Source organism: Bordetella flabilis, from assembly GCF_001676725.1.
GTDB classification, from domain to species: Bacteria; Pseudomonadota; Gammaproteobacteria; order Burkholderiales; family Burkholderiaceae_B; genus Bordetella_C; species Bordetella_C flabilis.
Genome location: NZ_CP016172.1, coordinates 3,863,650 through 3,888,307, shown reverse-complemented (window position 1 = coordinate 3,888,307; position 24,658 = coordinate 3,863,650). Strand labels below are relative to the sequence as shown.

The 24,658-nt window shown below is 64.2% G+C and carries 27 protein-coding genes; 16 read left to right on the top strand and 11 right to left on the bottom strand.

The genetic code is table 11. The features are described from left to right. Window positions 1-321: 321 nt before the first annotated feature. A complete protein-coding gene (locus BAU07_RS17135; protein WP_066659937.1) occupies window positions 322-600 on the top strand; it encodes a DUF1488 family protein in 279 nt (92 codons plus the stop codon). Between the two features lie 27 nt (window positions 601-627). On the opposite strand, the gene BAU07_RS17130 is transcribed toward BAU07_RS17135, so the two are convergent. Next, entirely contained in the window at window positions 628-2,061 is a 1,434-nt protein-coding gene (locus tag BAU07_RS17130; RefSeq protein WP_066659934.1) for an aminotransferase-like domain-containing protein, read from the bottom strand. Between the two features lie 201 nt (window positions 2,062-2,262). Between BAU07_RS17130 and BAU07_RS17125 the strand changes: the two genes are divergently transcribed. Then, on the top strand, window positions 2,263-2,586 hold the full coding sequence (locus BAU07_RS17125) for a hypothetical protein (protein WP_066659929.1): 324 nt from the start codon (window positions 2,263-2,265) through the stop codon (window positions 2,584-2,586). Window positions 2,587-2,591: 5 nt separating this feature from the next. Here the strand turns inward: BAU07_RS17125 and BAU07_RS17120 are convergent, their stop codons facing one another. Next, window positions 2,592-4,217, bottom strand: coding sequence for an NAD(P)/FAD-dependent oxidoreductase (locus BAU07_RS17120; protein WP_066659926.1), 1,626 nt, complete (start codon window positions 4,215-4,217; stop codon window positions 2,592-2,594). 118 nt (window positions 4,218-4,335) lie between these two features. Beyond that, window positions 4,336-4,533 (bottom strand): hypothetical protein, encoded by a 198-nt coding sequence (locus BAU07_RS17115; RefSeq protein WP_157122286.1) that lies wholly within the window; start codon window positions 4,531-4,533, stop codon window positions 4,336-4,338. A gap of 162 nt (window positions 4,534-4,695) precedes the next feature. Between BAU07_RS17115 and BAU07_RS17110 the strand changes: the two genes are divergently transcribed. From BAU07_RS17110 to BAU07_RS17095, 4 genes are all read left to right on the top strand, one after another. After that, the gene (locus BAU07_RS17110) at window positions 4,696-4,833 is read left to right on the top strand and encodes an entericidin A/B family lipoprotein (protein WP_066659922.1); all 138 of its coding nucleotides are present in this window, start codon (window positions 4,696-4,698) and stop codon (window positions 4,831-4,833) included. 117 nt (window positions 4,834-4,950) lie between these two features. Continuing rightward, the gene (locus BAU07_RS17105; protein ID WP_066659916.1) at window positions 4,951-5,166 is read left to right on the top strand and encodes a hypothetical protein; all 216 of its coding nucleotides are present in this window, start codon (window positions 4,951-4,953) and stop codon (window positions 5,164-5,166) included. Between the two features lie 53 nt (window positions 5,167-5,219). Then, entirely contained in the window at window positions 5,220-5,414 is a 195-nt protein-coding gene (locus BAU07_RS17100) for a hypothetical protein (protein ID WP_157122284.1), read from the top strand. A gap of 25 nt (window positions 5,415-5,439) precedes the next feature. Further along, window positions 5,440-5,907, top strand: coding sequence for a BPTD_2524 family lipoprotein (locus BAU07_RS17095; protein ID WP_232338353.1), 468 nt, complete (start codon window positions 5,440-5,442; stop codon window positions 5,905-5,907). 78 nt (window positions 5,908-5,985) lie between these two features. Here the strand turns inward: BAU07_RS17095 and BAU07_RS17090 are convergent, their stop codons facing one another. Beyond that, the gene (locus tag BAU07_RS17090) at window positions 5,986-6,240 is read right to left on the bottom strand and encodes a hypothetical protein (protein ID WP_066659904.1); all 255 of its coding nucleotides are present in this window, start codon (window positions 6,238-6,240) and stop codon (window positions 5,986-5,988) included. 66 nt (window positions 6,241-6,306) lie between these two features. After that, window positions 6,307-6,561: a hypothetical protein gene (locus tag BAU07_RS17085; protein ID WP_084025838.1), complete on the bottom strand. Its 255-nt coding sequence runs from the start codon at window positions 6,559-6,561 to the stop codon at window positions 6,307-6,309. A 104-nt stretch (window positions 6,562-6,665) separates the two neighbouring features. Here BAU07_RS17085 and BAU07_RS17080 point away from each other — a divergent pair, with 104 nt between their 5' ends. Next, window positions 6,666-7,214 (top strand): hypothetical protein, encoded by a 549-nt coding sequence (locus tag BAU07_RS17080; protein ID WP_066659902.1) that lies wholly within the window; start codon window positions 6,666-6,668, stop codon window positions 7,212-7,214. On the opposite strand, the gene BAU07_RS17075 is transcribed toward BAU07_RS17080, so the two are convergent. Further along, window positions 7,202-7,828, bottom strand: a complete 627-nt coding sequence (locus BAU07_RS17075; RefSeq protein WP_066659899.1) for a TetR/AcrR family transcriptional regulator — start codon at window positions 7,826-7,828, stop codon at window positions 7,202-7,204. The genes BAU07_RS17080 and BAU07_RS17075 overlap by 13 nt on opposite strands. Window positions 7,829-7,899: 71 nt before the next feature. Here BAU07_RS17075 and BAU07_RS17070 point away from each other — a divergent pair, with 71 nt between their 5' ends. Together BAU07_RS17070 and BAU07_RS17065 are read left to right on the top strand one after the other, a co-directional pair. Next, a complete protein-coding gene (locus BAU07_RS17070; protein WP_066659896.1) occupies window positions 7,900-9,177 on the top strand; it encodes an MFS transporter in 1,278 nt (425 codons plus the stop codon). Between the two features lie 78 nt (window positions 9,178-9,255). After that, on the top strand, window positions 9,256-10,548 hold the full coding sequence (locus tag BAU07_RS17065; protein WP_066659893.1) for an aspartate carbamoyltransferase: 1,293 nt from the start codon (window positions 9,256-9,258) through the stop codon (window positions 10,546-10,548). Between the two features lie 98 nt (window positions 10,549-10,646). Here BAU07_RS17065 and BAU07_RS17060 read toward each other — a convergent pair whose 3' ends face one another. Further along, entirely contained in the window at window positions 10,647-11,549 is a 903-nt protein-coding gene (locus BAU07_RS17060) for a recombination-associated protein RdgC (RefSeq protein ID WP_066659886.1), read from the bottom strand. Between the two features lie 153 nt (window positions 11,550-11,702). Here BAU07_RS17060 and BAU07_RS17055 point away from each other — a divergent pair, with 153 nt between their 5' ends. From BAU07_RS17055 to ligD, 3 genes are all read left to right on the top strand, one after another. Then, window positions 11,703-11,921: a hypothetical protein gene (locus tag BAU07_RS17055; protein WP_066659884.1), complete on the top strand. Its 219-nt coding sequence runs from the start codon at window positions 11,703-11,705 to the stop codon at window positions 11,919-11,921. Between the two features lie 162 nt (window positions 11,922-12,083). Continuing rightward, complete coding sequence (ku, locus tag BAU07_RS17050) at window positions 12,084-13,136, top strand: non-homologous end joining protein Ku (RefSeq protein ID WP_066659879.1); 1,053 nt, start codon at window positions 12,084-12,086, stop codon at window positions 13,134-13,136. 25 nt (window positions 13,137-13,161) lie between these two features. Further along, the gene (gene ligD / locus BAU07_RS17045; RefSeq protein ID WP_066659876.1) at window positions 13,162-14,235 is read left to right on the top strand and encodes a non-homologous end-joining DNA ligase; all 1,074 of its coding nucleotides are present in this window, start codon (window positions 13,162-13,164) and stop codon (window positions 14,233-14,235) included. 319 nt (window positions 14,236-14,554) lie between these two features. Here ligD and BAU07_RS17040 read toward each other — a convergent pair whose 3' ends face one another. The 3 genes from BAU07_RS17040 to BAU07_RS17030 all read right to left on the bottom strand — a co-directional run bounded on the left by BAU07_RS17040 (window position 14,555) and on the right by BAU07_RS17030 (window position 18,545). After that, window positions 14,555-16,243: an MFS transporter gene (locus BAU07_RS17040; protein ID WP_157122282.1), complete on the bottom strand. Its 1,689-nt coding sequence runs from the start codon at window positions 16,241-16,243 to the stop codon at window positions 14,555-14,557. Between the two features lie 129 nt (window positions 16,244-16,372). Then, window positions 16,373-17,740 (bottom strand): sensor histidine kinase, encoded by a 1,368-nt coding sequence (locus BAU07_RS17035; protein WP_157122528.1) that lies wholly within the window; start codon window positions 17,738-17,740, stop codon window positions 16,373-16,375. A gap of 115 nt (window positions 17,741-17,855) precedes the next feature. Next, window positions 17,856-18,545, bottom strand: coding sequence for a response regulator (locus BAU07_RS17030; protein ID WP_066659870.1), 690 nt, complete (start codon window positions 18,543-18,545; stop codon window positions 17,856-17,858). A gap of 337 nt (window positions 18,546-18,882) precedes the next feature. On the opposite strand from BAU07_RS17030, the gene recA reads away from it, so the two are divergent. Both recA and recX read left to right on the top strand, forming a co-directional pair. Beyond that, window positions 18,883-19,941 carry a recombinase RecA gene (recA, locus tag BAU07_RS17025; protein WP_066659867.1) on the top strand — a complete coding sequence of 353 codons (1,059 nt, stop codon included), beginning with the start codon at window positions 18,883-18,885 and terminating at the stop codon, window positions 19,939-19,941. 3 nt (window positions 19,942-19,944) lie between these two features. Beyond that, complete coding sequence (recX, locus tag BAU07_RS17020) at window positions 19,945-20,496, top strand: recombination regulator RecX (protein WP_066659864.1); 552 nt, start codon at window positions 19,945-19,947, stop codon at window positions 20,494-20,496. Between the two features lie 47 nt (window positions 20,497-20,543). Here the strand turns inward: recX and BAU07_RS17015 are convergent, their stop codons facing one another. Further along, the gene (locus BAU07_RS17015; RefSeq protein ID WP_066665509.1) at window positions 20,544-21,500 is read right to left on the bottom strand and encodes a LysR family transcriptional regulator; all 957 of its coding nucleotides are present in this window, start codon (window positions 21,498-21,500) and stop codon (window positions 20,544-20,546) included. Window positions 21,501-21,641: 141 nt separating this feature from the next. On the opposite strand from BAU07_RS17015, the gene metE reads away from it, so the two are divergent. Together metE and BAU07_RS17005 are read left to right on the top strand one after the other, a co-directional pair. Further along, the gene (gene metE, locus BAU07_RS17010; RefSeq protein WP_066665508.1) at window positions 21,642-23,936 is read left to right on the top strand and encodes a 5-methyltetrahydropteroyltriglutamate--homocysteine S-methyltransferase; all 2,295 of its coding nucleotides are present in this window, start codon (window positions 21,642-21,644) and stop codon (window positions 23,934-23,936) included. 128 nt (window positions 23,937-24,064) lie between these two features. After that, entirely contained in the window at window positions 24,065-24,658 is a 594-nt protein-coding gene (locus tag BAU07_RS17005; RefSeq protein ID WP_066659861.1) for a DUF2889 domain-containing protein, read from the top strand.

Here is a 24,658-nt window from a genome sequence, read left to right as displayed (position 1 = left end):
TCATTCTCCTTCTTCCGGTTTAGTGGACGGCGTGCCGTTCCGGCGTTGTGAAACCGTCCTACGGCAGCGCATAAGCAAAAACCGGACCCACGGTCGAGCAGGCTGCCTCGGCGGGGAGTTCGAATGATTCCGGGGACGCCCTGGTACCGCTGGCCATCCATACCTCCGGAAATCCCCAGTCGGCGTGCCGGATCACCACCCGGCAGAAAAGCAAATCATCCATAAGCACGGTGTTGTCCAAAAACGTCGCTACGGCATATGCGTTACACACTGCAACGTGCCGCTTCGCTACGATAAGTGAGACATTGCACGGAGAGCGATATGACCTACGATAACAACGCCATTAATGATCGTGCCGCGCATGTGATCTGGTTCGAAACATCGGCCGGCGCCCGCAAGATCAAGGCGGGCGTTTCCTGGGAGGTGCTCAGAGCGCGCTTCGGCGCCGGCGCCGAAGAGGAAAGTCTGCTCGTCGCCTATCGGGGCAACAGCCGCATGCTCCATGACCTGGCGCAACGCAAGTTCCTGGACAGTCATCCCCTGCCGGTACTGCTCAATCAAACGGATTTCCCGGGCGAGTGGGGCCACGGCGGGCGCTAGCGCCGAGGCATGGCGCCGGCTCCCTGCTTAAGACTTGGCACCCACAATGCGGCCTAACGCGCGTACGGCGGCGTTGACCTCGCTGCACATGGGATGCGCGCAGCTGATGCGCAGGAAGTGTTCGTAGCGATCCGAGTTGGAGAACATGCGGCCAGGCGCCACGCGGATGCCGGCGTCCAGCGCCGTCTCGAACACCTCCTTCGACGAACGTCCTTCGGGCATCTCCACCCAAAGCAACATGCCGCCGCGCGGCACGCTCAAGCGCGTCCCGCGCGGGAAATATTCCGCGATGGCGCGCGCCATGCCATCGCGCTGCGTCTTCAGGCGACAGCGTAGCCGCATCAAATGGCGGTCGTAGGCTTTGGACTGCATGACCTCGGCCGCGGCGATCTGCGGGGTGGCGCTGTTCGGGCGGCTCTGGACAAACTTCAGCATCGCCAGCCGCGCCTTCCACCTGCCCCCGATCATCCACCCCAGGCGGGAACCGGGCGCCAGGGTCTTCTGCATGGAGGCGCAGTAGATCACATTTCCATCCCGGTCCCAGGCCTTCGCCGCTCGCAGGGGTTCGTCGCAATCGGCCAGCGCGCCATAGGTGTCGTCTTCGATCATCGGAATGGCCTGGCGCTCGCATAGCGCCACCAGCCGTGCCTTGTCTTCGTCCGGCATGATGCTGCCCAGGGGATTATGCAGATTGGGCACCACCACGACGGCCTTGATATCGCCATGAGTCTGGAAGGCCAGGTCGAGCGCCTCGATGGACAAGCCGCGCTGAGGGCTGGTGGGGATTTCCAGCGCACGCATGCCCAGGCTTCCGATGACTTGCAGCAGACCGAAATAAGCGGGGGATTCGACGGCGATGGTATCGCCGGGGCCCGCCACGGCACGCAGCGCAAGGTTCAAGGCTTCTATGCAGCCGTGCGTGACGATGATGTCGTCCGGGGTCGCGTTGATGCCCGCATCCAGCGCGCGCCGTGCCAGTGTCGCCCGCAGATAGGGGTGACCCTGGTGCGGAGCCGGCAGCGCGAGCATGTCCGGATGGCGGCGCACCGCGCGCAACGTGGACTGCTTCAGGGCATCGACGGGGTAGGCGTCCGCCGGGGCAACGGAATTGGCCAGGTCGATGCGCGGTGGCTGCATCGCGCTTTTCGCGATGAAATCGGAGACACGATCATGGATCCCGACATACGAGGCGGCGTCCAGAACCTGTCGGGTGTCCGGTTCTCCCACAGGGAGCAGTTTGCTGCGTTGGGTCTTTAGGACGAAATAACCAGAGCGTGGCCGCGCTTCGATCAGGCCGTCGTCTTCCAGGCTGCGGCATGCCTGGAGTGCGGTGCTGATGCTGACCTGATGCAGCCGTACCAAGGTACGCACAGATGGCATACGCGAGGTGGGTGCGAGCACTCCAGAGTAAATAGCTTGTCGATAATGATCTGCCAAACGCTGATACAGGGGTTGTTCCATGGCGCAATCATGCGTATGCCAGCAAGGCGAGAACAGGTACAGTTAGGCCAGAATCCGACGGTAACAGAAACGCTCCGTGTCGGCTGGGCCTATGCACAAATCGTCATCCTGTGCCTGCAAGCAGAACAGAGGCCGCCATAAGCTCACTTCCTTGACGCAAGTCTGGAGGTGATCGTGAGAACGTTTAGGTCGGATCTTGAAATGTCGCTGTCATCTGGCGAAATACGTGTCGTTTATCTGCCACCACGCGCCGTTATTGTCGGTGTCAAAGGGCATGCTGCCGTGGTTGAAAGGGTGGACGGATTGGGCGAAGCCAGCTTCAGCCTGTGCACCCCTGTCCGGCAGGGGGAAACTTATGTCGTGGCGTATGGAGGGCAGGTGCTGTTGCGTGCGGCACAATGCACCCAACTGCGTGTCATCCTGCCCCAATCCCAGGCGCAGCTTTGGCGCAAGCGGCTGAGCCGCGTGTGCAAGGCCGTGCAACGCTCGGTCCATGCCTTGAGCCGGCGCGTGCAAGGCGCCTGAGTCTCCTACGCGGCCCGCGACGCGTGCCGTTCGACGATATCACGGGCGACCGCTTCCGCGACCTCGATACCATCGATGGCGGCGGAATAGATGCCACCCGCATAACCGGCCCCTTCGCCCGCAGGGTACAGCCCCGTGACATTGACGCTTTGATAGTCATCGTCCTTGCGCTTGATGCGCAAGGGCGACGATGTACGCGTTTCCACCGCGGTCAATACCGCATCCCCCATCGCATAGCCCTTGATCTTGCGGTCGAAGGCGGGCAGCGCTTCACGGATGGCCGCGATGGCATAGTCCGGCAAGGCGGTCGACAGGTCGGTCGGCGTCACGGCGGGCGTGTAGGACGGCTGCACCACACCGAGTGAGGTGGATGGCCTTCCCGCCAGGAAGTCTTCGACCCGCTGCGCGGGCGCCCGATAGCCACCGCCACCCAGTTCGAATGCGCGCGACTCCCAATGCCGCTGGAAGGCGATCCCGGCGAGCGGTCCGCCTGGATAGTCGTCCGGCGTAATGCCGACCACGATGCCCGCGTTCGCGTTACGTTCCGCCCGGGAGTATTGGCTCATGCCGTTGGTGACCACCCGGTTCGGCTCCGACGTGGCCGCGACAACCGTCCCGCCCGGGCACATGCAGAAGCTGTACACCGCGCGACCGTTGCTGCAGTGGTGCACGAGCTTGTAGTCCGCGGCGCCCAGGACCGGGTGGCGGACGTGCTTGCCGAAACGGTCGCGGTCGATCAGGCTTTGCGGATGCTCGATGCGAAAACCGATGGAGAGGGGCTTGGCCTCCACATAGACGCCGCGATCGTGCAGCATCTGGAAGGTGTCCCGCGCGCTGTGGCCAATGGCCAGGACCAGATGCGTACAGGGCAGGTATTCGCCGCCTGCCAGCGTAATGCCCCGGACGCGGCCTTGATCGAGGTCCAGGTCCTCGACACGGCTTTGGAAGCGCACCTCGCCGCCCAGCGCTTCGATATCGGCGCGCATTTTTTCCACCATGCTGACCAGGCGAAAGGTGCCAATGTGGGGTTTGCTGACGTACAGGATTTCTTCCGGTGCGCCTGCTAGGACGAACTCTTCCAGTACCTTGCGGCCGAGGTGCCGCGGATCCTTGATCTGGCTATAGAGCTTGCCGTCGGAGAACGTCCCGGCGCCGCCTTCGCCAAACTGCACATTGGACTCCGGATTCAGCACCTGCTTGCGCCAAAGGCCGAAGGTGTCTTTGGTTCGCTCGCGAACCGCCTTGCCCCGCTCGAGAATGATCGGGCGAAAGCCCATCTGGGCCAGGATCAACCCCGCGAACAGGCCGCAGGGCCCCATGCCAACCACTACCGGGCGTGCCGCCCGTGGGGCCGCGCTGGCGTTGGCGACAAACCGGTAGCGCATATCAGGCGTCGGCCCGACGTGGGGATCGTTTCCGAAGCGCGACAGCACCGACGCCTCGTCGGCGAGTTCGACATCGACGGTATAGACGAGCAGGATGCGATCGCGTTTGCGGGCGTCGTAGCCGCGCCGGTGGGTCTTCAGGGACAGCAGGTCCGTGCGACGGATGTCGAGACGGGATGTGATGGCCTCGGCCAGGGCTTGCTCGGGGTGGTCGAGCGGCAGCTTGACTTCTGAAATGCGTAGCATGATTGCAATCCGGCGCCGCTTATGGCGCATTGACCCGGCTCGCATGGCGCGGGCCGCAGGCGCCAGTGTAGTTCATGCAAGCGGACAAGCCGCACGGGCGGGCCCGTGCGGCGGGGGCTCATTCGCGCGGGGCGACGGCCTGGGGGGAGGGGGGCGAATCGGGTGGGTCGCCGGGTACCGGCGGATCTTCCGGCAGGGGCGGTTCGCCGGGCGCAGGTTCGCGGTGGGATGCCGCTTGTGCCGCTTCCAGGGCGTCGTCGACGATTGTCGCCGAATTGGGCGAACGCGGATTCAGGGTGTTGGGTGCGATGGGCATGGCGATCCCCTTTGATGTAAGGATCAGCTTACGGGCAAGTGCCATTCCCAGGGCGCCCAGGGGCATGGGCACGCGAGGAAGCGTCAGGCACGCTGCTTGCTTCCTGCGGCCGTCGATCGTGGAGTCGATGTTTAAACCAACCTGACAACCAAGGAAAGATCCATGAAAAACAAAGCCATACTCGCCGTTTTGCTCGCCATCGCTGCTTTGTCGGCCGGTTGCAACACAGTATCGGGTGCCGGCAAGGATATCGAGCGGGGTGGAGAAAAAATTCAAGGCGCGGCAGATCGCAATAATTGATCGGAATAATTGATCGCAGCCTACGCCGCGCCGGACGGGCGCCGGTCACCCGCGTGGTCGGCCCCCGTCCGCACGGCCTTATATCGTTGGTTAGTTTGGCCGACTGGAGGCAGAGCAATGTTTGGAACCAAGCCGACGCTCACACCGGAGCAGTTCCGGTGGCTGAAGGAATTGCGTTCGCGCGCATCCCTGGTGGGTTTCGATATCCCGCAGCCCGTGCGCGGGCAGCTGGAGGCATTGAATTACATTGAAGACCGGCATGGCAAATCCGCGATGACGCGGCCCGGTGCCATGGCTTTGGGCTCCTACCGTGGGCCGATGGCCGCACGCTGAAGACGCGGCGGGATCCCGCCGCGCGGTGACGTATTCGGATGGTGTATTTGAAGATGGACCAACATAAGTTGCAGCAGTATGGGGATGCCGAACGCCCGCGCGTCGGGCAACGGGGCGAACACCACGAAGTCATGGAAATGTTCGCCAATATTATTGCGGGGCGGGCGACGCCAAAGGAGCGGGAGCGCTACCTCGATGCCTGGCTGGCAGTGACCCCCAAGGTCGATACGGTGCTGGCCGGCTACTGAGTCGCCCACGGCCGGCGCCGGCGTGATGCATAATGCGGCGGTTCAGTTTTCGAGCCGTGGAGCATTTATGTCGGGATGCCGTCCGTTCATTGTCGCCGTACTCCTGGCCCTGGGCGGGTGCGCCGGTGGCATCCAGCCAGGTGGCAATTTCCCGAGCGAAACGTTCGACGTCGCCGCGCCCTATGAGGCCGCTATCCGGCGGGCGTCGGAATTCGTCAGGGTCTGCCATATCGATCCCGTACATCCCTACGGGGTGAAGTTCGGCGACAGCCGCTCTCTCGTCGAGAAAACCGCCACAGCGGAAATCGCGGTGTTTCAGATTCCGGAACCGGCGCGCCGCCTGGAGATCATCCGCGCACGGCCGAAGGGCAAGGTCGATTCCACCGTGACGGTGACCGTCTTTGGCGAGGGCGTCTGGGACGCGAAGGAAATCGCGGCGGCCAAGCAATCCATCCAGACCGCTACGCCGGTCTGCCGCACCGACAAATCGTAGGTTGCGATAAAGCGCCCCGGACAGTCGCGCCCGGGGCCTGCGGCTGGCCGCGCCGCAACGGGCGGCCGCCGCTGCGCCTCAGGGCCGCGGTTTTGCCGGCCCGGGCGTGGTTTCCGATAAGTCCGCGGGATCATTCGCATAGACATCATCTTCCGGACGAATGATGCCGGGATCGCCTGGATTGGAAATGGCGCGGTCGCTGCGCGGCATCCCCGCGACGACCGGCGCCTTGTCCGGCACGGGCAATACGCGCGTTCCGAGGCGCGCTTTCTCTTCGGGATCCTGCGTGGGCGATTGGGGGTCTCGGCCGGCTTGCTGGGATGTTGTTGACATGTAGAACTCCTGGGAAATCGATGGCGCTCGGCCAGAACCGTGGGTCCGCTGAGGAATCTGTTCGCCTCAAAAGATATTGGAGGTCCGGACGTTCTTTTTGTCCGGAGCCGGCTGCGTGTTGTCGGCCCAACTGGAATCGGTCTTCCGGTCTGCGACCGGTTGGGCGGCTTCATGCGCAGCATCGCTCGCATCATCGTGAGGCGGCTGTGGCAGGTTAGGGACGTCGACCGGGGAATCCGGCGGGAAAACCTTGCCTTCTGTACCGCCGTCGGTGCGGCGCCCCGCCATATTCGCCGTGTTACGAGAGGATGGCTGGTCCATGTATCGCTCCTGGTCGGTTAGAGAGATACCCGGCGCGCAAGGCGCGTTCCCGCGCAGGGCAATCCCCGCTATGCTTGCGTCTGCCTCAGCTCGCACCGCCGACCATGGACCATACTGAACATCCCCGCGCCGCCAACGCCTATCAAGCCTTGACCACGCATGCTTTGTCCGGCTTCCGCTTCCTGGGCTGGATCAACGGTATCGCAGCGCTAATGCTGCTGGCGTTTTCGCTCGGTGTAATCGGCGGCGACGTGGACGCCCCCGATCTGCGGCAGCCAATCGCTGCGTATGCCGTCGGCCTTGCGGCATGCGCGCTGGGTTTGCTCTTTTCGTATCTCGCGCATTTTTCCGTCTTCCGCCAAGTGGCGGCGGGGCGCGCCGGCAGAGGGCATTGGCTGCCGATGCTGCTGAGCGTGCTGGCCTACTGTGTCAGCGTGGCCGGATTCGTGATCGGATGCTGGGGCGCAGCGTCCGCCAGCGCAAACGCGCCGCAGGATGATGTAGCGTACCGCACGCATGGGACGGCAGGACAGCCTTTCAGCCGATATGCGCGCACGGGCGCCGACGTTCTCGCGGCCGTACGAAGTGGGGAAAGCGTTACCGGAGCCGCTGTATACGGCAAGGGTGCCGCATCCGCGGCTCAACTCAAGTAGGCGCCGATCAGTTTTTCCGCCGCGTCGGCCGCCACCTGCGCCGGGGCGCTGTCCGACTCGCCGAATAGCTGCGACGTGACGAAACAGCCTTCCAGCAGCAGCAACAGCGCATCGCCCAACGCTTCGGCGTCCGAGGCGCCCGCCTGCGCGGCGAGTTCGCGCAGGCGGGCGCGCAATTGCTGTTTGTTCTCCTCCGCGATCGCGCGTCCAGGATGGGTGCCCGCATGGCGCGGATATTCGACCGCCGTATTGGTCAGGGCGCAACCACGATATCCCGGGGCGGTCACCCGTTCAGCCACGTGGCGGAAATAGGCCACCAACTGTGCGCGCGCATCGCCGGCATACGGAGCGATGGCGTCTTCGAAGCGGCGGAAAAAAGCCGTGTCGTAATCTTTCAGGTAGGAAGCCGCCAGTTCATCCTTGGAGCCGAAGCTCCGGTACAGCGTGGGCTTGGTCGCGCCGGCACGCGTGGCGATCTCATCGACGCCCACGGCACGGATGCCGTCGCGGTAGAACAATTCCTTGGCCATGCGCCGTATGCGCTCGGCGGCCCGCGGCTGGCGCGCTTCGCCCGAGGCAGGCGGTAAAGACGAATCGGGAGAAGGACGTTGCATAGCGGACCCGCTTGACAGTGTTACCGGGCGGTACGTAAGATGCGGCGATCTGACACGTACCGGTAAGTAACATGACTATAGCCCGTTCCAGGCCTTTTGGACAGAAGTACGCCTTCGTCGTCGTGGCCATTGCTTTTGTCGCCCTCCTGGTAGGGGCGGGCCAGCGGGCCGCGCCGGGTGTTCTTATCGTGCCACTCGAGGAGGCCTTCGGTTGGGGACGGGACCTTACGTCTCTTTCCGCGGCGATCGGCATTTTCCTGTACGGCCTGGTGGGGCCGTTTGCCGCAGCGCTGATGCAGAGCTTCGGCGTGCGCCGTACATTGCTTGGGGCGCTGCTGCTGATGGCGGTGGCGACAGGGGCCAGCGCCTGGATGACGGAGCCATGGCAATTGATCCTGTCGTGGGGCGTTCTGTCGGGGCTCGGTACGGGGTGTGTGGCGGTGGTGTTCGGCGCCACCGTCATCAACCGGTGGTTCGTCAAGCATCGCGGGCTCATGATGGGCATCCTGACCGCCAGTACGGCCACCGGTACGCTGATTTTTCTTCCCGGGATGGCTGCGATGGTCGAAGCGGGCGGATGGCGGCCCGTGGTGATCACCGTATCCCTCGTATGCGTGGCGCTATTGCCCCTGGCCTGGTGGCTGATGCCGGAGCGGCCTTCGGATATCGGTCTGGTGCCCTACGGCGCGGATCCGGGGCACGATGCCACGCCGGCGCCGATTCACTCGAATCCGCTGAAGGCGGCCTTTTCGGCCTTGGGCCGCGCGGTGGGGACGCGCAATTTCTGGTTCCTGTTCGCCACCTTCTTCATCTGCGGTTTCACCACCAATGGACTGATCGGCACACACTTCATCGCCTTGTGCAGCGACCAGGGGATTCCGGAAGTCCGGGCGGCCGGCCTGCTGGCCATGATGGGGTTATTCGATCTGTTCGGAACGACCGCGTCGGGATGGCTGACGGACCGGTACGACCCACGCAAGCTGCTGTTCATGTATTACGGCTTGCGCGGCGCGTCACTGGTCTTTCTGCCGTTTTCCGATTTTTCGATCTATAGCCTGGGGATTTTTGCGGTTTTCTATGGGCTCGATTGGATCGCGACGGTGCCGCCCACGCTCAAGCTGGCCGTGCAGAGCTTCGGCGAACGCGATGCCCCGATCGTCTTCGGCTGGATCGTCGCGGGACATCAACTCGGCGCCGCCAGCGCGGCCTTCATGGCGGGCGCCCTGCGCCAGGCGCAGGGCAACTACCTGCTGGCTTTCGTGATTTCCGGCGCGACGGGGATCATCGCCGCCTTCATTGCCTTGCAGATACGCAAGCCCAAGGTGCGGCTGGCGGTCGCGGCTGTTTGACCGGGTATACGCAAAAAAAATTGGACGAAGGTCGGCGGCCTACGTAATATACGCAGAGCGTATACATTCGAGGCCGCCATGTCCATTTCCCAGCAAGCTTTCCTCCGCGATGCCATGCGTCGCCTGAACCTGACCCGCGATGTCTTCGCGGCCCGCATCGGCGTCAAGCGGCGCGCCCTGGATACCTGGCTGCTGCCGGAAGGCTCCCAAGAGTATCGGGCGATGCCCGAAGTGGTGGAACGCTTCGTCACCGAGATTGTGCAGAACGGCGTCTTGCTCGAAAAGTACACGCAGAGCACACAGGGCGGGCCGTTGCGTGACCGTATCAGCGCCGAAGGCAAGCATCAGTTGCTGTCGGTGGATCAGTTCACGCGGGAGTCGGTAGAGGATCTCTTCCGGGTGGCCGATATGATGCAACCCATCGCGCGCCGGCAAAAGGTGTCGCGCGTGCTGGAAGGCGCGGTCTTGGGCAACCTGTTCTTCGAAGCCAGCACCCGCACGCGCGTCAGCTTCGGCTCCGCCTTCTGCAGACTGGGCGGCTCGGTGTGCGATACGACCGGGTTCACGTTCTCGTCCATGGCCAAGGGCGAATCGATCTACGACACCAGCCGCGTGATGAGCGGATATGTGGACGCCATGGTCATCCGGCACCCCGAGCAGGGTTCCGTGGCGGAATTCGCCCGCGCCACCAATATCCCCGTGGTCAACGGCGGGGACGGTCCTGGCGAGCACCCGAGCCAGGCCTTGCTGGACCTGTACACCATCCTTACGGAGTTTTCGCGGCTGGGCAAGCTGCTGGACGGCGCGCATATCGCGATGGTCGGCGATCTGAAATACGGGCGAACCGTGCACTCGCTCATCAAGCTGCTGGCCTTGTACCGCGGCGTGAAGTTCAGCCTGATTTCACCGCCGGGACTGGAGATGCCCGCCTACATCATCGAGCAGGCCGCCCGCCACGGCAACGTGATCGAACAAAAGCAATCGCTGGCCGAAGGCTTGCCGGGCGCCGACGTCATCTACGCGACGCGTGTGCAGAAGGAACGCTTCGCCGACGAAGCGCAGGAAGGTTATGCCCCGGATTTCCAGATCAACCGCGCGATCATCGATACCTGCTGCGGTCCGGACACGATCGTGATGCATCCCCTGCCGCGCGACAGCCGGCCGGGCGCCAATGACCTCAGTGTCGACCTGAACCACGATCCCCGCCTGGCGATTTTCCGGCAGACGGATAACGGAATCCCCATACGCATGGCCATTTTCGCGGTCTTGCTGGGCGTGGAAGGGCTGGTGCAGCATTCGATGCGCGATGTGACGTGGCGCCACCCCTCGCATATCGGTCCAGACGACTCAGCGTTCCACGGCCTGGATTGAACGCCTGGCGGCGCGCCGTTGGTAACGGCGCGCGCAGCGTGGGGTTGCGGCGAGCCGAGTACATCCCCTTGCGTATGCCGCGCCAGTGCCGGGGTATCTCAGCTGTCCCGCTTTTCACCGCCCAGCGCGTCCACCAGTTCCGCCATCATCTTGGCGAGTTCGCCGGTCATCAGGGCCATGTCGCCGTCGAATTTTTCGTCGTCGTTGTGCGCCATGTTGTCGCTGTTTTCCTTCAGCACATCGAGCGGCGCGATGCGCTTTACATCCAGCGATTCCGTCAGCACGAAGGAAATCCGGTCTGCCCACGTCATGGCCAGGCGCGTGCACTGCTTGCCGGACTGGATATGCCTGCGCACGTCGTCCGCATCGATGGCGTGCTTGACGTAGCGGATCGCCGCTCGGCTTTCGCCCGAGGCGCGCAACTCGGTGTCCTGGTCGATGCTGAAATTCGCCGGCGCTTCGTCCGCTGCCAGCCACCCCGTCATGGCGGACGCCGGAGACTGGTTGACATACAGGCTTTCCAGCGGGAAGGGGTCCACTGTCTTGGCCAGCAGGCCCAGGACTTCATCGGCCTTGGCCGATGCCGCGGCGTCGACGACCAGCCATAAATTGACCGGATCGATCCACACGCGGGTATCCCGGTAGATGCTGAAGGCCTTGGGGAGCAATTCGTCGGTGACGCGCTCCTTGATTTCCTTCATCTGCTTGCGGCCGGGCTTGTAACCCTGCTGCTCTTCGACTTCCTGCGCGCGCGCCTTGGCCACCTGGTTGACCACCGTGGCGGGCAGCAGTTTTTTTTCGGCCCGCAGCGCCAGCAGCATCTGGCCATTGACGGTATGGACCAGGCCGCCATTCTCCCGTGGCGGGATCCATCCCAGGCTTTGCATTTCCAGGTTGTTTCCGGTCTGATACGCATGCTTGGCAAGCGCATCTTCGAGCTGGTCGCCCTGCATGGCCCAGGACGGGGAAAGGCGGTAGATCTTAAGGTTCTTGAACCACATGAGCGTCGGGCAAAAGCGGGGATTCTATACGACCGTCGCGCTACCGTCGCGCGACACGTTCTGTCACGGACACGAATGGGCTCCTGGAGTATCGTGCGCCGCAGCCCGAACCAGCGGTCACGACAACACCCACAACAGGAACGGGGAGGCCATATGAAACCCATCTCCTTCATCGGCGCCATCTTGATCGTCCTTGGCGTCGTCGCGCTCGTCTACAAGGGATTCAGCTATAAGTCCGAGGACACCCTGGTCCAGGTCGGTCCCGTCAAGGCGACCACCGAAACGACCAAGTCGGTTCCGATACCGCAGTGGGCGGGCATCGCCGCCATCGTCGCCGGCGTAGTCGCGATCGGCGTCGGCATGCGGCGCTGATCGGGTCCGCCACGGCGGCTCGCGAGCAGCACCGTCGCGGCCCGCTCCATGGCGCGGTGCCCCGGCGGCCTCCGGCGCGCCGGAGCGTGGCGGCAGCTTGCCGCTGCCAGGCATATCGTTTGCTCCGTTATCCGCCCTGACGCGCGTGTGCAAGGAGCGGCCATGCCTCGTATCGTATGGAAAGGGGCCATCTCGTTCGGCCTGGTGCATGTTCCGGTGGTCGTCTACCCCGGCTCCCGCAGCGGGCGGCTGGACTTCAGCTGGCTGGACAAGCGCGACATGGCGCCCGTGGGATACCAGCGCATCAATAAAAACACCGGCAAAGTCCTCGACAAGGATTTCATCGTCAAGGGCTATGAGTACGAGAAGGGCGAGTATGTGCTGATGACGGACGACGATTTTCGCCTGGCCAACGATGCCGCCACCCAGACAGTGGAAATCCTGTCCTTCGTCGATGCTGCCGATGTGCCGATCTACTACTTCGACACTCCGTATTACCTTGAGCCGGATCGGCGTGGCGACAAGGGATACCGCCTGCTGCGCGAAGTGTTGCGCGATAGCGGCCGCATCGGCATCGCCAACGTGGTGCTGCATACCAAGCAACACCTGGCCGCCTTGCTGCCGGTGGGCGATGCGCTGGTATTGAATACCATGCGCTATGCCGACGAAATCGTGGACATCGAGGCACTCAAGCTGCCCGAAGGGCGAACAGGCAAGGACGGACCGTCCACTCGCGAATATGAAATGGCCCAGCGGCTGGTGGACGACATGACGCAGGAATGGCGCCCGGAGGAATACCGCGACACCTATCGCGAGGACTTGTTCGAGCGTATCGAGCAGAAGGTGCGTGCGGGGCAGACCCACGAGCTCACCAAGTCCGACGGCGAGGCGCCCGCACGCGAGTCGGCCAAGGTGATCGACCTGATGGCGCTATTGAAGCAGAGCATCGACCAGCGCGGCCACCGCACCGCGCGCGCCAGCGGCGAGGACGACGATAAAGCCGGCGCATCCCATACGGGCCGCCGCGCGCGGGATGACGGCGCCTCCAGCCGCAAAAGCGCCACGACCGCCGGCGCGGCCAAGCGGTCGAGCGGCAGGGCGGGCAAGGCGACGGGCGGAAAAGCAACAAAGGCCGCGGCTGCATCCGCCGACAAGCCGCGCCGCGGCGCGGCACGCAAACCGGCCCCTACGCCGACGCGCCGCCGCGCGGCCTGATCCCCTCTTGAACGGATGCTCCCTGATGACTCGGTCCGCGCCCGCCAAACCGACCCGCTCCACCTCCGCGAAGTCGACGAGGTCGGCGTCTACCAAGCCGATCTCCCCCGCATCCGCCACCAAGGCCGCGAAGCGCGCCAGCGCCGCCGAGCCTGCTGGTCCGGCGGAGCGGCAGAAGGCCGGCAGCGGCCATGCGGGCGGGCGCGGCGAGGCCAAGGTGGAGGTCGGAGGCATTGCGATCACCCATCCCGACAGGCTGCTTTATGACGATCCCCCACTGACCAAGCTCGACGTGGCGCGTTACTACGAGGCCGTTGCGCCGGCCCTCATGCCGCACTTGCGGGATAGGCGCGTGGCCCTGCTTCGTTGCCCCGACGGGGCATCCGGCACCTGCTTCTTCCAGAAGCATCTGGGCGAGCACGTGCCGCCCGGCATCGAGGTCCAGGAGGACATGATCGTCATCCGTGATGTGGGCGGTTTGCTGGCGCTTGTGCAGCGGGGCGTCCTGGAATTCCACACCTGGGGCGCCCGGGACGCGCACGCAGACCGGCCGGACCGACTGACGTTTGACCTGGACCCTGATCCGGGGATGTCGTGGAGGCAGGTGGCCGATGCGACGGCGCGCCTGCGCGATACGCTGACAGGACTCGGCCTGGTGCCGTTTCTGAAGACCACCGGCGGCAAGGGCCTGCACGTCGTGGTGCCGTTGCGTGGGACAGCGGGCTGGGATGATGTCCGGGAATTCTGCAAGGGGGTCGCGCTGCAGTTGGAGGATATGCAGCCGCAAGTGTTTGTGGCGAGCATGTCCAAGGCCAAGCGGCATGGACACGTCTTCGTGGACTACCTGCGCAATAGCGATGGCGCCACGGCGGTGGCGGCGCTGTCTACGCGGGCCCGGGCCGGGGCGCCGGTGTCCATGCCCGTGGCCTGGGATATCCTCGCTGGCCAGGCCGATCCGCGCGGCGCGGCCTTCAATGTCCGCAACGCCCTGGAAGAGATAAGCAAATGGCAGGTCAGCGGCGGCGACCCTTGGACGGACTATGAAAGCGCGCGCAAGCCGCTCACCGCCGCCTTGCGGCGCAAGGTCATGCAAAGCTGATACGCGCGCTCCCGATGGGCAAAAAAAAGGCCCGACTGTGGAGGTCGGGCCGGTACGGGAGCACACGATGTCGCGCTGATTAAGGCTCGCGGGGAGCGCGGCATCGGTGTCAGACTGCGGCCTTGCAACCGCCGGACAGGGGGATCGATTGTCCGGTGATCGCGCGCAAGGCCGCGACCTGAGTTGCCAGTCTAATGGTCGCGCTCTGACAGCGTCCTGAATCGCTGGCGCTATCCGCGGTAAAAAAAAAAAGCCCCCATGCGGGAGCTTTATGAAAGGCCGGTCGGGTGCAGCGTCCCGGCCGGCAGGGGACGGCGGACTAGCGTTCCACGTTCAGGTCCACATCCTTGGTCTCGCGGATGAAGAGCGTACCGATGACCAGCGTCATGACCGCGATGATGATGGGGTACCACAGTCCGTCATAGATGTTGCCGGTGGCCGCCACGATGGCGAAGGCCAGCGGAGGCAGGAACCCGCCAAACCAGCCGTTGCCGATATGGTAGGGCAGGCTCATGGAGGTATAGCGGATCCGCGTGGGGAACATTTCCACCAGCATGGCGGCGATGGGGCCATAGACCATGGTCACGTAGATGACCAGGATGGTCAGCAGTACGACCACCATCACATTGTTGGACTGGGCGGGGTCGGCCTTGGGCGGGTAGCCGTGTCCACGGATGGCCGCGGTCAACGATTTGTCGAGCTCGGCGGAACGGGTCTTGAACTCGGCGGGCGGCAGCGCGGCGCCGTCGAACGAGCTGAACTCGTCATTACCGATCCTGACCTTGGCAACGGCACCCGCCGGCGCGGCTTCGTTCTTGTAGTTCACCGAATTGCGCGCCAGGAAGGATTTGATGACATCGCAACTGCTGGTGAATGCCGAAGTGCCCACCGGGTTGAACTGGAAAGAGCACGTCGCGGGATCCGCGATGACCGTCACCGGCGCCGTGGCCTGTGCTTTTTCGAGCGCCGGATTCGCGAAGTGGGTCAGGCCCTGGAAGATCGGGAAGTATGTGACCGCGGCGATGAGGCAACCCGCCATGATGATGGGCTTGCGGCCGATACGGTCGGACAGGGCGCCGAATATCACGAAGAACGGCGTGCCGATCAACAGCGCCACGGCGATCATGATGTTGGCCGTGTTGGCCTCCACCTTGAGCGTCTGCGTCAGGAAGAACAGGGCGTAGAACTGGCCCGTGTACCAGACCACCGCCTGGCCCGCGGTCAGGCCCAGCAGCGCCAGGATGACGACCTTCAGGTTCTTCCATTGGCCGAAGGATTCGGAGATGGGGGCCTTGGAACCCTTGCCTTCGTCCTTCATGCGCTGGAAGGTCGGCGATTCGCTCAGTTGCAGGCGTATCCACACCGAAATCGCGAGCAGCACGAAAGACAGCAGGAAGGGCGCGCGCCACCAGCCCCAGCTGTCGCGGAAGGCGTCTTCGCCGACATAGGTGCGGAACCCCAGGATGACGAGCAGGGACAGGAAGAGGCCCAGCGTCGCCGTGGTCTGGATCCAACTGGTATAGAAGCCACGCCGGCCCATGGGCGCATGTTCGGCCACATAGGTCGCCGCGCCGCCGTATTCCCCGCCGAGGGCCAGGCCCTGGAGCAGGCGCAGGACGATCAGCAGTGCGGGCGCCGCGATGCCGATGGACGCGTATGTCGGCAGGATGCCGACCAGGAATGTCGACAGGCCCATGATGACGATGGTCACCAGGAAGGTGTACTTCCGGCCGACGAGGTCGCCAAGACGGCCGAAGACCAGTGCGCCGAAAGGCCGCACCGCGAAGCCGGCGGCGAAGGCCAGGAGCGCGAAGATGAAGCCAGCGGTGGGATTGACGCCGGAAAAGAAGTGCAGCGCGATGATCGGCGCCAGCGAGCCATAAAGATAGAAGTCATACCATTCGAACACGGTCCCCAGCGACGAGGCGAAAATCACCTTGCGTTCGTTGCGGGTCATCGGACTGGGGCGCGCGACGGCGCCCGGGCGCGGCATGGATGCTGTGCTCATGATGTCTCCTCGATGTTGGCCGGCGGTGATCCGCCGTGCTCGCTATGCTCGCCACCCGCGAAGCGGAGGCTGACCGCCACGGTAGGGAAGAAGCCTGACGGGGGTCTGACGTTTTCCTGAACTATCTTACTATTGTGTGTCAGTATGTAACTTGTGCGGGAAGCGTATGGTGATGCGCAGGCCCGGAAGCGGAGAACCAAGACCCGGGTTGTCGCTCAGTTCGACCGCCGCGCCATGCTTCTGGGCAATTTCGCGCACGATGGCCAGGCCCAGTCCGCTGCCGTCGGCAGGGGTGCCCAACATGCGGTAGAACCGGTCGAACACCCGTTCGCGCTCGGCCGGCGGGATGCCGGGTCCCGAGTCTTCCACTTCCAGCACGGCGGCGTCGGCCCACCCCTGCACGCGCACCGTCACGCGTCCCTGACGCGGCGTATAGCGCAAGGCGTTGTCGATCAGGTTGTTCAGCAGCTCGGCCAGCAGGATCTCGTTGGCCTCGATCCTGACCTCCCCGCCGGCTGCTTCGAAACCGAGGTCGGTGCCGATGGCCAAGGCGTGAGGCGCCCACTGCGCCGTCTGTTCGCAGGCCAGTGCGTTCAGGTCGGTGGGTGCCATGCCCACCGTCGCCGGGTTTTCGGCGCGGGCCAGCAGCAAAAGCTGGTTTACCAGGCGCGTCGCCCGTTCGGATCCCGTGACGAGCTGCCGCAGGCTGGCCTGCATTTCGTCCGCGCTGGCGTCGCGCAGGGCGAGCTCCGCCTGCGTGCGCAGACCCGCCAGGGGCGTTTTCAATTGATGCGCCGCGTCGGCCACGAAGCGCCGCTGCGTCTGGACCGTTGCCGACAGGCGCTCCAGCAGATCGTTGATCGCGGCTACCAAAGGCGCGATCTCGGTCGGCGTGGCACGTTCATCGATGGGCGACAAGTCGTCGGGCCGCCGCGCCCGCAGGCGCTGCTGCAATGCATTGAGCGGCGCCACACCGCGAGACAGGCCGAACCACACCAGCAGCACCGCGATGGGCAGCACCACGAATTGCGGAATGATGACGCCCTTGATGATGTCATTCGCCAGGCGCGCGCGGCGATCCGTGGTTTCCGCGACGATGACCAGGGCCGGCGCCTCCGCCGGAGCGCCGGGGTCGACGCGGGTGTAAGCCAGGCGGATACCGAATCCGCGCAGCGTGCTGTCTTCGTAACGCACCGCGCCAGGGACGGCCACGTCCGCGCCCTTGGGCAGGGGCAGCTCACGATCGCCGCCCAGGTATTGGCCGTGTCCGCCCAGGACCAGCCAGAAGACGCTGTCGGTTTCGTCGGTGCGCAACAGGCTGCGTACCGGCGGCGTCATGTCGAGCGTCGTTTTGCCGTCCACCGTATGGACCTGCCGGGCGAGCACTCGCAAATGGCTGGCCAAGGCGCGGTCATAAGGCACGTCCGCAATGTTCTGCGCGACGACGTAGGTGATCGCCACGCTCATCGGCCACAGCAGGAACAGCGGCGCCAGCATCCAGTCCAGGATCTCGCCCAGCAGGGAGCGGCGTGGCGGGGCGAAAGTCGGCCCTTTCGCGCCGCTGCGCAGGATATCCAGTGCCTCCCGATTCAGCGGCGATACGCGGGGCCGCTCAGCTCGCCAGCTCACTGGTGCCATGGTCCCGTTCCAGGCAATAGCCCAAACCCCGCACCGTCATGATCTTGACTCCGGTCGGCTCCAGCTTCTTGCGCAGCCGATGGACGTAGACTTCGATGGCATTAGTACTGACTTCCTCGCCCCATTCGCAGAGGTGGTCCACCAGTTGATCCTTGCTGACCATGCGGCCGCTGCGCATCAGCAGTATTTCGAGCAGGCTGATCTCGCGTGCGGACAAGTCCAGCGGCTGGTCGTCCATGGACGCTACGCGGCCGACCTGGTCGAACACCAGGTGGCCATGGCGGATCAGGCTGGCGCCGCCGCCCGCCCCGCGCCGCGTCAGGGCTCGCACGCGTGCTTCCAGTTCGGAAAGCGCGAAGGGCTTGGCCATATAGTCGTCCGCGCCCAGGTCCAGTCCCTTGACCCGCTGCTCGATACTATCGGCGGCGGTTAGAATGAGCACGGGCAAACGCGCGTTGCGCGATCGCAGCCGGCGCAGCACTTCCAGCCCCGCCAACTGCGGCAGGCCCAGGTCCAGAATCAGCAGGTCGAACGCCTGCGCGGTCAGCGCCAGGTCGGCGGACATGCCGTCGCGCACGGCATCCACGGCATAGCCGTTGTGGCGCAGCGAGCGGGACAGGCCATCGGCCAGAATGCTGTCGTCTTCGGCAATCAGGATGCGCATGGGACCAGGCTCTCGTGAATCGTTATGGTTTGGGAGCAAAGCGGGCGGCACATTGGCCGTCCCTGGGCGTATGGCCCGCTGTCGGCCGGATTTGTCTCGTTCTGTTGCGGCGATTCTGGCACGCCGGTGGGGACTTGCCCACACGGGATAACGCGGAAGATCTTGTCATACTGTTTTTTTATACAGTACAATCCAATGCCATAATCGGCCGGAAGGAATCCAACCGGGAAAGCGCTCCGGCAGCCCGCCCGGACGCAAGGTTGGACTTCTCGTAGACCCGAAGAACTCATTTCATGTCCGGCATGGCCGGCCATGCAATCGCTAGACAGGACATTTCATGGACGACAAAACCAGCAAGGCAGCCGCCTCGGAAAAAGCCAAGGCCCTGGCTGCGGCGCTATCGCAAATCGAAAAGCAGTTCGGCAAGGGCTCGATCATGCGATATGGCGATAACGAGGTCGAACACGACATCCAGGTGGTCTCCACCGGGTCGCTGGGCCTGGATATCGCGCTGGGCGTCGGCGGCCTGCCGCGCGGCCGCGTCATCGAAATCTACGGACCGGAATCCTCCGGCAAGACCACGCTGACCCTGCAGGTCATCGCGGAAATGCAGAAAATCGGCGGCACCTGCGCGTTCATCGACGCTGAACATGCGCTTGACGTGCAGTACGCCTCCAAGCTTGGCGTCAACCTGACCGACCTGCTCATTTCGCAGCCGGACACCGGCGAACAGGCGCTGGAAATCACCGACGCGCTGGTGCGTTCCGGTTCGGTGGACCTGATCGTCATCGACTCGGTCGCGGCGCTGGTGCCCAAGGCTGAAATCGAAGGTGAAATGGGCGATTCGCTGCCTGGCCTGCAGGCCCGCCTGATGAGCCAGGCGCTGCGCAAACTGACCGCCACCATCAAGCGCACCAACTGCATGGTCATCTTCATCAACCAGATCCGCATGAAGATCGGCGTCATGTTCGGCAACCCCGAAACCACCACCGGCGGCAATGCGCTGAAGTTCTATTCTTCCGTCCGGCTGGATATCCGCCGTATCGGCTCGATCAAGAAAGGCGAGGAAGTCGTCGGCAACGAAACCCGCGTCAAGGTCGTCAAGAATAAGGTCTCCCCGCCCTTCAAGCAGGCCGAATTCGACATCATGTACGGCAGCGGTATTTCGCGCGAAGGCGAAATCATCGACCTGGGCGTGCAAGCCGGTATCGTGGACAAGTCCGGTGCCTGGTACAGCTATAACGGCGAGCGCATCGGCCAGGGCAAGGACAACGTGCGTGAATACCTGAAGGAACACAAGGAAATGGCTTTCGAAATCGAAAACCGTGTCCGCGAGAACCAGGGTATCGTCAGCCGCGCCAACACCTTCGCCGCGAGCGAGGTCGACGAGGGCTGACGCATGACGGACGGCCGTGGCCCATCCGGCCCATCGAATCCCCGCGCCCGCGGCGGGCGGTGGCCGGTGCGGCAGGATACGGACGCGGAGGATAACCCTGCGGTACCGGTGCGGCGCGGCCCCTCCTTGAAGGCCCGCGCCGTCGGCTTTTTATCGCGTCGGGAATATGCGCGCGCCGAACTGGCCCGCAAGCTGGCCGCTCATACGGACGACCACGGCGCCCTCGATGCGCTGCTGGACGACCTGGAGCGCGAAGGTTGGCTTTCCACGGAGCGTTTTGCGGAAAGCCTGGTCCACCGCCGCGCCGAACGCCAGGGGGCGGCCCGCATTGTGCAGGAGCTGCGCCAGCACGGCGTCGATGAAGCGCAGATCGGACAATTGAAAGAAACGCTGCGCGCAACGGAATACGAACGCGCAATGGCGGTATGGCAAAAGCGCTATGGCGATCGTCCCGTCGACCGCGCTGCTTATGCCAAGCAGGCGCGCTTCCTGGCCGCGCGCGGTTTTGCCCATGAGGTAATCCGGCGAGTACTCGGCGCTGAGCGGGACGATTAGCGCCGCGGCCATAATGCCCGTGCCGATTCCGCGTTCCCGGCGGTAGCCTATGGCGCGGCCTGGTGGTCGCGTATGGCTGCTGCGCGGGATCCCGTGGACTTGATGCCGGTCAGCGTGCGAAAGCATACGTCGCGCGCGATAGTCAGGAAATCCTTGATGAACGGCGCGTCGGCGTCCTCCGTCCTGACTGCGGCATACAAGGTCCGCCATACTCCCTGCGGCCCCAGGTGACACACTTTCAGCCAACCCTGGCCCAGATACTCCGTCAGCGCCCAATTGGGCAGGGCCGCCACGCCGCGGTTGCTCGCCACCAGTTGCGCGATGATGGGCGTGAGTTCAGCCTTGCGCACCGCCGCTGGCTCGACATCAGCCAGGTCGAGGAACGCCGTGAATACATCGAGGCGTTGGCGATCCACCGGATAGGTGATCAGTGTCTGGTCCGCCAATTGTTCCGGCTTGACGTAGCGCTGGGCGGCCAAGGGGTTGCCTTCGGACACCGCCAGCACCAGTTCATAGCTGAAGAGCGGTACATATTCCACCGCCTCCAGGGTTTGCGGGTCGGAGGTAATCACCAGGTCGAGATCGCCCCGCAATAGAGCCGGAAAAGGTGCGAAGGAGAATGCGGCGGAGAGATCCAGCGCGACCTCTGGCCATTGGACGCGAAAGGCGTCCAGCGCCGGCATCAGCCATTGGAAGCAGGAGTGGCATTCGATTGCCAGATGAAGCCGCCCAGTGCGTCCGGCGGCCAGGCGTTGTAACTCCCGCTCGGTTGCACGCAGGCGCGGCAATACCGCGTCGGCCAGCTCCAGCACCCGCAAGCCCGCCGTGGTCAGGCGGGCGGGCCGCGTGCGCCGGTTCAACAAGGGCGTGCCGAGCCGCGCTTCCAGCTCGCGCAGTTGATGGGAGAGCGCGGACTGGGTCAGGTGCAGGCGTTCGGCGGCTTCGAGCAGGCTGCCTCCATCCCGGATGGCAGCCAGCGTTTCCAAATGGCGGATTTCTAGCATGGGCATTTAGGGGTAGATCGGATCGAATGCTGATTATATGAGCCGCGCTCATAGAATCGATGCAGAGATTGATTTTGACTCAAGCCACAAGGCGCGCAAAATGGCGCAACTTGAACAACTTTTGTCGGAATGCTGACTTCCATGACTACGATTCATAATCTGGGCTTCCCGCGTATCGGCGCACAGCGCGAGCTGAAGCGGGCGGTCGAGGCCTATTGGGCCGGCAAATCCACGGTGGACGACCTGGAGGCAACGGGGCGGGAATTGCGCGTCCGCCACTGGCAGGTCCAGGCCGACGCGGGGCTGGACCTTATCCCGGTCGGCGACTTTGCCTGGTATGACCATGTGCTGGAATGGACCACATTGTTGGGGGCGGTTCCTGCCCGCTTCGCTCAGCAGGCCGACGCGCCCGTGACGCTCGACACGCTTTTCCGGATGGGACGCGGCCGCGCGCCCAGCGGTACGCCGGCCGCCGCATGCGAAATGACCAAATGGTTCGATACCAATTACCACTACATCGTCCCGGAACTGACCCCGTTGCAGACATTCCGCATCGCACGCGAGTCGCTGTTCGACCAGATCCGCGAGGCGCAGCAACTGGGGCACCGGGTCAAACCGGTGATCCCGGGGCCGTTGACCTGGTTGTGGTTGGGCAAGGGCGACGCCTATGCGGGCGCGGGCGACCCCAAAAAGCTGGACTTGCTGCCTGCGCTGTTGCCGGTCTACGCCGCGGTATTGCGGCGGATCGCCGAACTGGGCGTCGAGTGGGTGCAAATCGATGAGCCGGTCCTGGCGCTCGACCTGCCGGAAACCTGGCGCGCGGCATTTGCCACGACGTACGAGCGACTCTCCGGCAGCCCTCTGAAAATCTTGCTGGCGACTTATTTCGACGGCCTGCAGGACAACCTTGCCACCGCGGCGTCGCTGCCGGTGGCCGGATTGCATGTCGACCTGGTGCGTGCGCCAGAGCAACTTGCGCCGCTTGTGGCGGCAATCGGACCTGGCAAAGTGCTTTCGGCCGGTGTTATCAACGGCCGCAATATCTGGCGCACCGACCTGGACGCGGCGCTGCGCATGCTGGCGCCGGCCAAGGCGGCGCTGGGTGATCTCCTCTGGATCGCGCCATCCTGCTCGCTGCTTCACGTGCCGGTCGATCTCGCCTCGGAGCCGGAGCTGGATGCCGAACTGAAGGGTTGGCTGTCCTTTGCGGTCCAGAAGCTGGACGAATTGCGCACGGTGGCCCAGGCGCTGGACAACGGCCAGCACTCCGAGGTGCAGGACTTACTGGCGCTGCAGCGTGCCGCACTGGCCGCCCGCGCGCGGTCGCCCCGCATCCATAATCCCGCCGTGGCGCGCCGCATGGCATCTGCCGCCCAGGTCGAACGTCAACGGGCGCCGTTCGGTGCGCGCATTGCCAGCCAGCAGCGCGTCCTGGGATTACCCGCCTTTCCCACCACCACCATCGGGTCCTTCCCGCAGACCGCCGAAATCCGGGCGTTGCGGCGTGACTGGAAGGCGGGCGTCATCGGCGATTCGGCTTACGAGGCCGCGATACGCAAGGAGATCGAAGCAGTCATCCGGTTCCAGGAGAAGGTCGGCCTGGACGTACTGGTTCACGGGGAACCGGAGCGCAACGATATGGTGGAGTACTTCGGCGAATTGCTCGCCGGCTTCGCATTCACGCGCAACGGCTGGGTGCAGAGCTATGGTTCGCGCTGCGTCAAGCCGCCGATCATATTCGGGGATGTGGCGCGGCCCGCAGCGATGACGGTGGCCTGGTCCTCCTATGCCCAATCGCTGACGGACAAGCCGGTCAAAGGCATGCTGACCGGGCCGGTAACCATATTGCAATGGTCGTTTGTGCGGGACGATCAGCCGCGCGAGCAGACTTGCCGCCAGTTGGCGCTGGCGCTAAGGGACGAAGTGGTCGACCTGGAGAAGGCGGGCATCCGTGTCATCCAGATCGACGAGCCCGCCATACGGGAGGGCCTGCCCTTGCGCCGCGCGGATTGGCCCGCCTACCTGGCCTGGGCGGTGGACTGCTTCAAGCTCTGCACCAGCGGCGTGCAGGAGACGACGCAGATCCATACCCACATGTGCTATGCCGAGTTCAATGACATCATCGAATCCATCGCCGCCATGGACGCGGATGTCATCACCATCGAGACGTCTCGTTCGAACATGGAGTTGCTCAAGGCCTTCGAGGAATACCGGTATCCGAACGACATCGGGCCGGGAGTCTATGACATCCACACGCCCAACGTGCCGGACGTGGACTGGATGGTGCAGTTGATGCAGAAGGCCGCCACCCGACTGCCCCGCGAGCGCCTCTGGGTGAATCCGGATTGCGGGCTGAAGACCCGGGCATGGCCCGAAACCGAGGCCGCGCTGGTCAGCATGGTCGACGCCGCCCGGCAGTTGCGCCAGCGCGCCTGAACGGGGCCCGGCAGGCCCGGTACGCGGCGGGGCCGGTCTCCTGGAGGAGCCGGCCCTTTTTTTCGGGCCGATGCCGTGCGCTATACTTTGAAGGTTTTGTTGCCTTGCAGCAACCTTAGTAGACACGCATGCCTTTGCCCCCGCCCGAGGTCCCTCGCAAGCCCCTGCACACGCGCTCGATCCGTGTGCAGGGTTATGCGCGCGAGGATGGATTATGGGATCTCGAGGCCGAGCTTATCGATGTCAAGGCCTACGATTTCACCAAGGAGCCGGGCCAAATCCTGCGTGCTGGCGAGCCTGTACATCACATGCACCTGCGTATTACCATCGATGCGCAATACACCATCGTGGCGGCACAGGCGGTGTACGATGCCGCCCCCTATGGCGACCATTGCACTTCCATCGATGCGGCGTACCGGGACCTGGTCGGCATGAACCTGCTGAAGGGGTTCCGCCACCAGGTCAAGGCGCGGTTTGGCCGGGTAGCCGGCTGTACCCATATGACGGAGCTATCCCTGGTGTTGCCGACTGCGGCCGTGCAATCCATGGCAGGCCGGCGCCGTGAAAACCCCGACCCTGACAAGCAGCCGTTTCAACTCGACGGCTGCCATGCGCTCAGTACAGAAGGGCCGGTGGTCATGAAGCACTACCCCAAGTGGTATGTCGGCAAGGCGTCCGCCGACGACGCATCCGATCCTTTTCTTTTTTCTCATACGACCTGA